This window comes from Neorhizobium huautlense, from assembly GCF_002968575.1.
Taxonomy (GTDB): domain Bacteria; phylum Pseudomonadota; class Alphaproteobacteria; order Rhizobiales; family Rhizobiaceae; genus Neorhizobium; species Neorhizobium huautlense.
Map to the genome: position 1 here is coordinate 59,167 of NZ_PVBM01000025.1, position 9,074 is coordinate 68,240.

General features: G+C 62.9%; 10 protein-coding genes. 5 read left to right on the plus strand and 5 right to left on the minus strand.

From position 1 onward, the window contains the following. Positions 1-563: 563 nt before the first annotated feature. Positions 564-1,640, minus strand: coding sequence for a tRNA dihydrouridine(20/20a) synthase DusA (gene dusA / locus C5L12_RS22535; RefSeq protein WP_105374306.1), 1,077 nt, complete (start codon positions 1,638-1,640; stop codon positions 564-566). Positions 1,641-1,935: 295 nt separating this feature from the next. Then, positions 1,936-2,844 (minus strand): LysR family transcriptional regulator, encoded by a 909-nt coding sequence (locus C5L12_RS22540; protein WP_105374307.1) that lies wholly within the window; start codon positions 2,842-2,844, stop codon positions 1,936-1,938. 120 nt (positions 2,845-2,964) lie between these two features. On the opposite strand from C5L12_RS22540, the gene C5L12_RS22545 reads away from it, so the two are divergent. Then, positions 2,965-3,690 (plus strand): SDR family oxidoreductase, encoded by a 726-nt coding sequence (locus C5L12_RS22545; RefSeq protein WP_105374320.1) that lies wholly within the window; start codon positions 2,965-2,967, stop codon positions 3,688-3,690. A 10-nt stretch (positions 3,691-3,700) separates the two neighbouring features. Next, on the plus strand, positions 3,701-4,045 hold the full coding sequence (locus C5L12_RS22550) for an Atu4866 domain-containing protein (protein WP_105374308.1): 345 nt from the start codon (positions 3,701-3,703) through the stop codon (positions 4,043-4,045). A gap of 62 nt (positions 4,046-4,107) precedes the next feature. Here C5L12_RS22550 and C5L12_RS22555 read toward each other — a convergent pair whose 3' ends face one another. Continuing rightward, positions 4,108-5,010, minus strand: coding sequence for a LysR family transcriptional regulator (locus tag C5L12_RS22555; RefSeq protein ID WP_105374309.1), 903 nt, complete (start codon positions 5,008-5,010; stop codon positions 4,108-4,110). Positions 5,011-5,107: 97 nt separating this feature from the next. On the opposite strand from C5L12_RS22555, the gene C5L12_RS22560 reads away from it, so the two are divergent. Together C5L12_RS22560 and C5L12_RS22565 are read left to right on the plus strand one after the other, a co-directional pair. After that, positions 5,108-5,956, plus strand: coding sequence for an SDR family oxidoreductase (locus tag C5L12_RS22560; RefSeq protein ID WP_105374310.1), 849 nt, complete (start codon positions 5,108-5,110; stop codon positions 5,954-5,956). 118 nt (positions 5,957-6,074) lie between these two features. Continuing rightward, entirely contained in the window at positions 6,075-6,464 is a 390-nt protein-coding gene (locus tag C5L12_RS22565) for a RidA family protein (protein WP_105374311.1), read from the plus strand. 38 nt (positions 6,465-6,502) lie between these two features. On the opposite strand, the gene C5L12_RS22570 is transcribed toward C5L12_RS22565, so the two are convergent. Continuing rightward, complete coding sequence (locus C5L12_RS22570) at positions 6,503-7,438, minus strand: LysR family transcriptional regulator (protein WP_105374312.1); 936 nt, start codon at positions 7,436-7,438, stop codon at positions 6,503-6,505. A gap of 113 nt (positions 7,439-7,551) precedes the next feature. On the opposite strand from C5L12_RS22570, the gene C5L12_RS22575 reads away from it, so the two are divergent. Beyond that, positions 7,552-8,421 carry an aldo/keto reductase family oxidoreductase gene (locus C5L12_RS22575; protein ID WP_105374313.1) on the plus strand — a complete coding sequence of 290 codons (870 nt, stop codon included), beginning with the start codon at positions 7,552-7,554 and terminating at the stop codon, positions 8,419-8,421. A 121-nt stretch (positions 8,422-8,542) separates the two neighbouring features. On the opposite strand, the gene C5L12_RS22580 is transcribed toward C5L12_RS22575, so the two are convergent. Further along, positions 8,543-8,761 carry a tautomerase family protein gene (locus tag C5L12_RS22580; RefSeq protein WP_105374314.1) on the minus strand — a complete coding sequence of 73 codons (219 nt, stop codon included), beginning with the start codon at positions 8,759-8,761 and terminating at the stop codon, positions 8,543-8,545. Positions 8,762-9,074 lie beyond the last annotated feature (313 nt).

The following is a 9,074-nucleotide window of genomic DNA, read 5'->3' on the forward strand; positions in this document are numbered from 1 at the left end:
CAAAAAAGTCGTCCCCCTTCATCCCCACCCCTTCGCCTCGTGCCTACAATTTCCCCGTCCCGCATCGGATACACCAGGAGGCGTCCTGGCGAGGCGGGGCCGGCGCTGGTGGTGGAGGGACGACGTAAACCTCCATCATCGGGGTCCGCGGAAAATGGTCTCCCTCCGGCGACACGGGGGAAGCGGGATGGTTTCGGACCGGCCACCTGCTTCTGATGCCCGAAAGAGCGCGCCGGGCGTGCCTGTGCGGCACACATGGTGGCCCAAAGGATGGTTTCGCCGGGCTTGTGTTCAAGTCCGTCCGCTTACAGCGGAAAGTCCGGCGGCGGCGCCTGTTCACCCTTGCCGGTTGGTCCTCGGGTTAAACCCGAGGATCCGGACGGGTATCAGGAACCAGACGAACACCATCCGGAAAGGCCACGGCAGAGGGACCGGAGTCGCGGATAAAAACCGCCGAACGGGGCGCTGAGAGGTGTCACCTATAAACTAACTTACGAGGCAGCTCCCAGCGCCCCGTCCGACAAAAAAAACCGAGAACACCAAGGAGGGAGTCCGTCTTGTCCTTACCCGGCCAGCATCTTCTCCTCGGGCTGAACGCGCGAACCAGCCGCAATGTCCACCGCCGCAAAGGCCGCAGTGATGACCTCGACGCCTGCCCCGGGTCGAGTTGCTTCTGCCGACAGGATCTGGCGAAAACGGCGGGCACCCGCAAATCCCTGGAACAACCCGACCATGTGCCGCGTGACATGGTGCAGCCGCCCTCCGGCAGTGATCACGCCTTCCGCATAGGCCATCATACTGTCGCGCAAGGCCAGCCAATCCGGGTCGGCCGCATCAGTTCCTGCCACCAAAGCATCCACCCCGGCAAGCAGCCCCGCATTCTGGTAGGCGGCGCGGCCGAGCATCACACCATCCATCACCTCAAGGTGACCTGCGGCCTGATCGAGATCGGCGATGCCGCCGTTGATGCCGATGAAGACGCCGGGATTTTCCTGCTTCATCCGATGGACGAGACCGTAGTCGAGCGGCGGAATTTCCCGGTTTTCCTTGGGGCTCAGCCCCTGCAGCCAGGCTTTTCGGGCATGGATCCAGATCGCGTCGGCCCCGGCGCCGATCATCCGCGCGAGGAAATCCGGCAGCACGTCCGCCGGCTCCTGGTCGTCGATGCCGATCCGGCATTTCACCGTTACCGGCACCTTCGAGACTCGCTTCATCGCCGAAACGAGGTCCGCTACATGCCCCGGGTCGCGCATCAGGCAGGCGCCGAAGGTGCCCGATTGCACCCGGTCCGACGGACAGCCGACATTGAGGTTGATTTCGTCATAACCGTAGTCCGCCGCAATCCGGATGGCTTCGGACAATTTGGCCGCGTCCGATCCGCCAAGCTGCAGCGCGACCGGATGTTCCTCCGGCGAATAGGAAAGCAGCCTTTGGCGCGGACCGTGGATGATCGCGTCCGCCACCACCATTTCGGTATAAAGCAGCGCCTGCCTAGACAATTGCCGGTGCAGGAAACGGCAATGCCGGTCCGTCCAGTCGATCATAGGGGCAACGGCGAAGACGGGAGCCTTGAAATAGTTGTCTTTTGTTTTTCTTTCAGGCCCTTGCAACGCTTTCTTCTCCGTCTTGTTCAAGCTCATCTTGCGCTAAACCCGCCGGCTTCGGAGCGGATTTGGCCCAATGGACCCACTAGAACCAAATGAGGATGCGCTCATGGACCCATCACCGCGCGCAAGCCAAGGACGGCAGCGCCGGCTACAGCGGGTCATGCGCGACGGCGTCACTTATCATGAGACGACGACTTTTGATAGGCAGCCGGCAACCACCGCATGGATGAGGAAGCGCGGTCGCCAACTTGCCAAATCTGGCGCGACAGAGCCAGGCCAGAAGTTGCAGGTCCGCCCATCAGGCGCCAGCTTGTTGAAAATCAGCGGATCACGATGTGGCCGCACCGCGATCGCGTCGACGCATATGATCGACAAGCGCCCGCAGCTTCGGCGCCAGGTTGCGGCGGCTCGGATAATAGAGATAGAAGCCGGCAAAGCGCGGGCAGTATTGCTCAAGCAGCGGAACCAGTTCGCCCCGCTCCATCCACGGGCGGAAGCTTTCCTCCATGCCGAAGGTGATGCCCGCGCCGGCCACTGCGAGCTTGATCATCAACGCCATGTCGTTGGTGGTGATCTCGGGCATCACCGCGACGCTGAACTCCTTGCCGTTTTCCGCGAATTCCCAGCGATAGGGCGCCGCTTTCGGCGCCGGCCGCCAACCGATGCAGCGATGCGCGACAAGCTCGCTCGGATGCGACGGCGCACCGAAACGCTGAAGATATGCCGGCGCGCAGACGGCGAGCTGCCGCTCGTCACCGGCAATCGGCACGGCGATCATGTCCTGTTCGATGACCTCGCCGAGCCTTACGCCGGCATCATACCCTTCGGCAACGATATCGAATTCCTCGTCAGTCACCGTGATGTCGAGCTGAACTTCCGGATAGGCCGCGGCAAAGCTCGCCAGGAGCGGCCCCGAAAGAAAGTCCTCCGCAATCGAGGAGACGGCAAGCCTTAGCTGCCCGCGGGGACGGGCGCGCAAATCACCCACAGCGTCCATCGCCACACGCAGTTCCGCAATCGCCGGGGCCACGTCGCCGAGCAGCCGTTCGCCCGCCTCGGTCAGGCTGACGCTCCGAGTAGTGCGCTGTACCAGTGCTATACCCAGCGTCTCTTCCAGCCGTCTGATCGTCTGGCTGACGGCTGAGCGGGTCACATCCAGCCGGTCCGCCGCGGCGCGAAAACTCTTCTCCTCGGCCACCAGCGCGAAAACGGCCAGCGCATTGAGATCTATAGACATTGGTTAGATTTTCTTTCCATGTTGAAAAGGAATAGGCAGCTTATGGAAACAATGGAGCAGATCTATCTTGCTGGCAACCGCTACAGGGCGGTCGACCTGATCAGTAGAAGGAAACGAGATATGGCCCTCCACAAAGTCGTCCTCATAACCGGCGCCTCCAGCGGTATCGGTGCGGGCATTGCCCGGGAGCTTGGCTCCGCCGGAGCCACGCTCATGCTCGGCGCACGCCGCACCGATCGCCTGGAAGCGCTGGCGGAAGAAATCCGGGCGGGCGGCGCCGATGTGATGACCCGCCGTCTTGACGTCACCGACCGCTCCGATGTCGCGGCCTTCGCCGAGGCAGCGCGCAATGCCTTCGGCCGGGTCGACGTTATCGTCAACAATGCCGGCATCATGCCGCTGTCGCCTATGGCCTCCATGAAGGTCGACGAGTGGGACCGGATGGTGGATGTCAACATAAAGGGCGTGCTCCATGGCATCGCCGCGGTGCTGCCGGACATGGTTGCGCGAGGCTCGGGCCACATCATCAACATAGCCTCGATCGGAGCGCTGACCGTGTCCCCCACGGCTGCGGTCTACTGTGCCACTAAATTCGCCGTCAGGGCCATCTCCGACGGCCTGAGACAGGAGCATGACGATATCCGCGTCACTTGCATCCATCCGGGCGTCGTCGAGAGCGAGCTTGCCGGCACCATCACCGATCCGTCCGCCGCGGAACTGATGAGAACCTATCGCGCCGTCGCGCTGCAGCCGGACGCGATCGGCCGCGCTGTGCGCTTCGCCATCGAGCAACCAGCCGACGTCGATGTGAACGAGATCGTCGTCCGGCCGACGAAGACAAAATGAGGAGGTCGCAATGAAGCAGTTATCGATGCTTGCCGCCACAGTGGCCCTGACCGCCCTTGTTCCGCTGGAGAAAGGTTCCGCCCAAATGCAAACTGAAAAGAGAGCCCCTCAACCGGCGCAAAACCACCCTTATGTGGGAATGTGGGTAACGGCCGACGGCCGGGTCCGTCATCACCTGCTTGCGAACGGACGCTATGACGAGGCCCGCGGAAACCGCGAGAGTGCCTATCAGGGCCGGTACGAGGTCAGAGGCAACCACATCGACTACTGGGACGATACCGGCTTCACCGCCGATGGAGAATTCATCGACGGGGTGCTGCATCACGGCGGCATGATCCTATACCGCCGGGACTAAGTGCCCGACAGGGAGCCCCCCACAGAAGCGGCAGATGGCAGGACGGCCGCTCGGCCGTCCGCTCAAGGTTCTTGCTTCCGCAACCCGGCTACAACATCCAGAAAGGCTCGCAGCGCCGGCGGCACGGCCCGATGTCCCGGGTAATAGACTGCAACTCTTTCCGGAGCGGGCATCCACGCAGCGAGGGCTCTGCGCAGCCGGCCATCGGACAGAGCCGCTTCGGCCGCCCAATCCGCGACATAGGCAATGCCCAGGCCCTCTATCGCCGCTTCCACCATCAGCTCCTCGTCGTCGAGGATGATGGAGCCGTTCGTGTCGATGACAATCTCCTGGGCTGCGCGCTCGAACTCCCATCGATAGAATTTGCCGCTGGGCATGCGGTGGCCAATCAAACGATGGCGCTCAAGTTCCTCCGGGGTTTCCGGCTCGCCGAGCTGATCGAGATAAGCGGGCGAGGCCACACAGATGAATGTCAAGGGACGCGCGAACGGCAAAGCTATCATGTCCTTGGGAACCGATTCCAGGAGGCGCACGCCGGCATCAAAGCCACTGGACACGATGTCGATCAGCCGTCCCTCGACGACAATGTCCAGCGTCACGTCAGGATAGAGCCTCGTCATTTTCGGAAGGACCCTGCGGACGAGGAGACCGGCCAATAATCGCGGGGTATTGATGCGAACCGTTCCTGCCACCTGTCCCCTGAACCCGGAGATACTGTCGAGCGCCTCATCCAGCGAAGCGAGCGCCGGCTGAAGCCGGTCGAGCAAGCGGAAACCGGCTTCCGTCGGCGAGACGCTGCGCGTGGTGCGGTTGAGGAGACGCACGCCCATGCGCTCCTCCAGCCCCCGTATGGCATGGCTCAAGGTGGAAGGCGCCGCCCCTATCTCATCAGCCGCACGGCGGAAGCTACGGTGCGTGGCGACGGCCATGAAGGCAGCGAGATCGTTGAGCGACGGGCGAGACATTGATGGGTTTTTTGCATCAGCTCATGCCGATTTCAAGGGCTAATGATCGCAATTCGGCCGTCCTATTTCCTGTTGGCAGTCAACCAGGAGATATGAAATGGAAAAGACCTGGCTCATAACAGGTGTGTCGTCCGGCTTGGGCCGGCTGCTGGTGGAGAAGGCGCTGTTCAGAGGAGACCGCGTTGTCGGCGCCAGCCGCAGCGAGGGTACGCTGGCCGACCTGCAGTCACGCTACCCTCAACGGCTCAGCATCGTCGCGATGGATCTCAAGGACCAGCGCTCGGTCCGTGCCGGGGTCGACCGCGCCTTCGCGGCGTCACCCCGCATCGACATCGTTGTCAGCAATGCAGGATATGGCCTACTCGGCGCGGCCGAAGAAGCTAGCGACGCGCAGGTACGGGATATCATAGCCACCAATCTCATCGGCGCGATCACGCTCATGCAGGCGACATTGCCGCATCTGCGCAACCAAGGCGGCGGCCGCATCCTGCAAGTGTCCAGCGAGGGAGGCCAAATCGCCTACCCCGCCTTCAGCCTCTATCACGCGACCAAGTGGGGTATCGAAGGTTTTGTCGAGTCCGTAGCGCAGGAGACGGCTCCCTTCGGCATCGAGTTCAGCCTCATAGAACCCGGCCCGGCGCGCACCGCGTTCGGCGGCAATCTTGCGCAGGCCGAGCCGCTCGCGGTTTATGAGGGGACCCCTGCCGACGGAATTCGCCAAGCCGCCCGAGGCTCCTGGGTTATCAAGGGCGACCCCGACCGCATGACGGACGCGATGATCAGACTTGCCGATCAGGAGGGTCCGCTTCCGAAGCGGCTGGTGCTCGGTGCCGATGCCTATGCAGGGATCCGCAAGGCACTGCTTTGCCGCATCGAGGAGCTCGACAGACAGAAGGACGTCGCGATCGCCGCCGACTTTACCGAGGAGGAATTGGCGCGGCTTTGATCCACCTCCCCACCCGACCGGCCAGGCGGATGCCCTCTCAACGCCGCCCCTCTTCCCTACAGACGCCGTGGCGCCCGCAACCGCGGGCTGTCCCGCCATCAACACAAAGGAACACCAAATGCACCCACGTGAAGCCATCTTCCCCGCCAAGCGCCATGCCTTGTACGATCTCCATCGATATTCAGCAGCCATTCGCTCCGGCGATCTTCTTTTCGTTTCCGGTCAGGTCGGCAGCCGTGAAGACGGCTCCCCGGAGCCGCTCTTCGAGGATCAGGTTCGGCGGGCCTTCGCCAATCTGCGCGCGGTCCTGGCCGCTGCCGGCTGCAGTCTGGAGGATATCGTCGACGTCACCACCTTTCACACCGACCCGGCCGGACAGGTCGAGACAGTGATGGCCATCCGCGCGGAAGAGATCGGCGCACCGCCCTATCCGAACTGGACGGCGGTGGGCGTCAACTGGCTCGCAGGCTTCGACTTTGAGATCAAGGTCATCGCCCGCATTCCTTGAGGATCGGCAACGGATTGGCAGATTGGCGCTGACGCCCTTCACGACACGGACTCACTCGGCCGAGCTGGCGGCGTAGCTCTGATGAAATCTATGAAGGCGCGCAGGGGCGCTGGCACCAGCCGGCGCCCGGGATAGTAAAGGAAGGGCCCGGGAAAGCTCAGCCACCATGGCTCCAGCACTGGCTCCAGCGCTCCGCTTTCGAAGTACGGACGCAGCCAGTCCTCGAAGATGGAGACAATGCCGGTCCCGGCAATCGCCGCTGCGATCCCAAGATCCGAGCCGCCGCCCGCCTGCACCACGAGAGAGGTGGGCGGGTCGATCGTGACGGCCTCACCGTCCCGCTCGAACTCCCAGGGACTGATTGGCCGGCCGACGAAGCGGCCGCGGATACAGCTGTGGGAAAGCAGGTCGCGCGGATGCTGCGGTCGGCCGCGCACATCCAGGTAGGCTCGCGAGGCGCCGCTCGCATAGCGCTGGATGCGAGGCCCGATCGGCACGGCAATCATGTCCTGCTGCAGCCGTTCGTCGTAGCGGATGCCGGCATCGCAACCCGCGGCGATCACATCCACGAAGCTCTCGTCAGTCATGATCTCAAGCCTGATGTCGGGATAGGCCGCAAGGAAGGGCGAGACGATGGGCGGCAGGACCAGCCTTGCGGCGCTGACCGGCACGTTCAGCCGCAGCACGCCCGCCGGGCGGTCGCGGAAACCGCGGGCGAAATCGAGCGCGGCATTGATCTCGCCGAATGCCGGTCCGAGCCGCTCCATCAGCCCGCGACCGGCTTCCGTCGGCACCACGCTGCGTGTGGTGCGGTTGAGAAGCCTGACGCCGAGTTCCGCCTCGAGGCGCCGCACGGCGTCGCTCAGCGCGGACGCGCTGATATCACTCGCCCGAGCCGCCTCTCGGAAGCCGCCGGCCCGGGCCACCTTCATGAAGGCGCCGACGTCGGCCATGTCCGGCCTGTCCCGTTCCATATTCCCTCCTTCAATTGTCCGGCATCTCGTACAGCCTGTGCAGAGCATAGCTGATTGTCCGGTCAGGGGAACGTGTTTACCTCAGCTACGTCATCAAGAACGGAGACAGGCGCATGTCCAGTGTGGCAAAATCAGGAACTTTTGTGCTCGGCAACCGAGCGGTAAACCGGCTCGGCTATGGAGCGATGCAGCTCGCCGGCAAGGGCGTTTTCGGCCCACCCAACGACCGCGCCGAAGCGGTCGCCGTACTGCGCGAAGCCGTCGAAAGCGGCGTCAACCATATCGACACCAGCGACTTCTACGGCCCGCACGTTACCAACGAGATCATTCATGAAGCGCTCCATCCCTACCGGGACGACCTGGTCATCGTCACCAAGGTGGGTGCCAGGCGCGGCTCAGATGCTTCATGGATCCCGGCCTTCACCAAGGAAGAACTGACGCAGGCCGTGCATGACAACCTGCGCAATCTTGCACTCGATGCGATCGAAGTTGTGAACCTGCGCGCCATGTTCAGCGTGCACGGCCCGGCCGAGGGTTCGATCGAGGAGCCGCTGACCGTGCTGGCCGATCTCAAACGTCAGGGGCTGATCCAGCATATCGGTCTTTCGAACGTGACCGCGAGCCAAATCGCGGAAGGACGCAGGATCACGGAGATCGTCTGCGTTCAGAACATGTACAATCTCGCCAACCGCGGCGACGATGCCCTGATCGACAGGCTTGCCGCGGAGGGCACCGCCTATGTGCCCTTCTTCCCCCTCGGCGGCTTTTCGCCGCTGCAATCCTCGACGCTGTCGGATGTGGCGGCCCGGCTCGGCGCGACGCCGATGCAGGTGGCGCTCGCCTGGCTGCTGAAACGGGCACCAAACATCCTGTTGATCCCCGGCACCTCCTCGCGTGTCCATCTGAGGCAGAACATCGCCGCCGCCGAAGTGGATATCCCGGAAGACGCAATGGCCGAACTCGACGGAATGTTGCCGGCCTGAGGTGAACAGGCGAAAGGACCATGGCCGGGGCGGGCGACCGTGACGCGGCGGTGGGACGTCCATCTCTGTTTCCGCAAGAGCCGGCGCGGAACGTCCGCACCGGCTCTCGATGGGCTTCGCCTTAACTGTCTTCCCTGACGCGATAGGCTTCCGGCAGGACGAAAATCTCATCAGCGCGGCCATAACCGCCGTCCTTCACTTCCTCAATCAGCACCATCGTGTGCGGCCGTGCCGCTTCGGAGAAGTATTCAACGAGCATATCCGTCACGCGGTGCACGATCTCTTCCTTCTGGGCTCGGCTGAGCGCGGCTTCAGGCGTCTTGATATTGACGAAGGGCATGGGATTCTCCAATGAAAGAACACAAGGGCAAGAACGCTTATTTTCGCGGCTTTTCCTTGGGTTCGGTTATGTTTTGACCGGCGTTTGGGCCGATCAGTTAAAGCTTCTCGGTTCGCAGAACGGGTTTTTGCCCGCCTGCGGTTCTGAACCATTCTCCAATTCGTGACCCTAACGCCGGTCTGTTTCCCGGCTTCGGTCACAGAGTGGCGTTCGGCTCCCGGCTTCCCATTCTCCTTTAAGAGCGCAACCCAGGCCTGCCGGGCTCGCTAGCTTCCCATCAGGACAACCGGGATATCGTCGACGACATGCCTTC

What these genes read in the sequence shown, in the direction of transcription:
- C5L12_RS22555 (WP_105374309.1), bottom strand. Translation starts at nt 5,010, where the DNA reads ATGTCTCGCCCGTCGCTCAACGATCTCGCTGCCTTCATGGCCGTCGCC.
- C5L12_RS22570 (WP_105374312.1), bottom strand. Translation starts at nt 7,438, where the DNA reads ATGGAACGGGACAGGCCGGACATGGCCGACGTCGGCGCCTTCATGAAG.
- C5L12_RS22545 (WP_105374320.1), top strand. Translation starts at nt 2,965, where the DNA reads ATGGCCCTCCACAAAGTCGTCCTCATAACCGGCGCCTCCAGCGGTATC.
- C5L12_RS22560 (WP_105374310.1), top strand. Translation starts at nt 5,108, where the DNA reads ATGGAAAAGACCTGGCTCATAACAGGTGTGTCGTCCGGCTTGGGCCGG.
- C5L12_RS22550 (WP_105374308.1), top strand. Translation starts at nt 3,701, where the DNA reads ATGAAGCAGTTATCGATGCTTGCCGCCACAGTGGCCCTGACCGCCCTT.
- C5L12_RS22565 (WP_105374311.1), top strand. Translation starts at nt 6,075, where the DNA reads ATGCACCCACGTGAAGCCATCTTCCCCGCCAAGCGCCATGCCTTGTAC.
- C5L12_RS22575 (WP_105374313.1), top strand. Translation starts at nt 7,552, where the DNA reads ATGTCCAGTGTGGCAAAATCAGGAACTTTTGTGCTCGGCAACCGAGCG.
- C5L12_RS22580 (WP_105374314.1), bottom strand. Translation starts at nt 8,761, where the DNA reads ATGCCCTTCGTCAATATCAAGACGCCTGAAGCCGCGCTCAGCCGAGCC.
- dusA (WP_105374306.1), bottom strand. Translation starts at nt 1,640, where the DNA reads ATGAGCTTGAACAAGACGGAGAAGAAAGCGTTGCAAGGGCCTGAAAGA.
- C5L12_RS22540 (WP_105374307.1), bottom strand. Translation starts at nt 2,844, where the DNA reads ATGTCTATAGATCTCAATGCGCTGGCCGTTTTCGCGCTGGTGGCCGAG.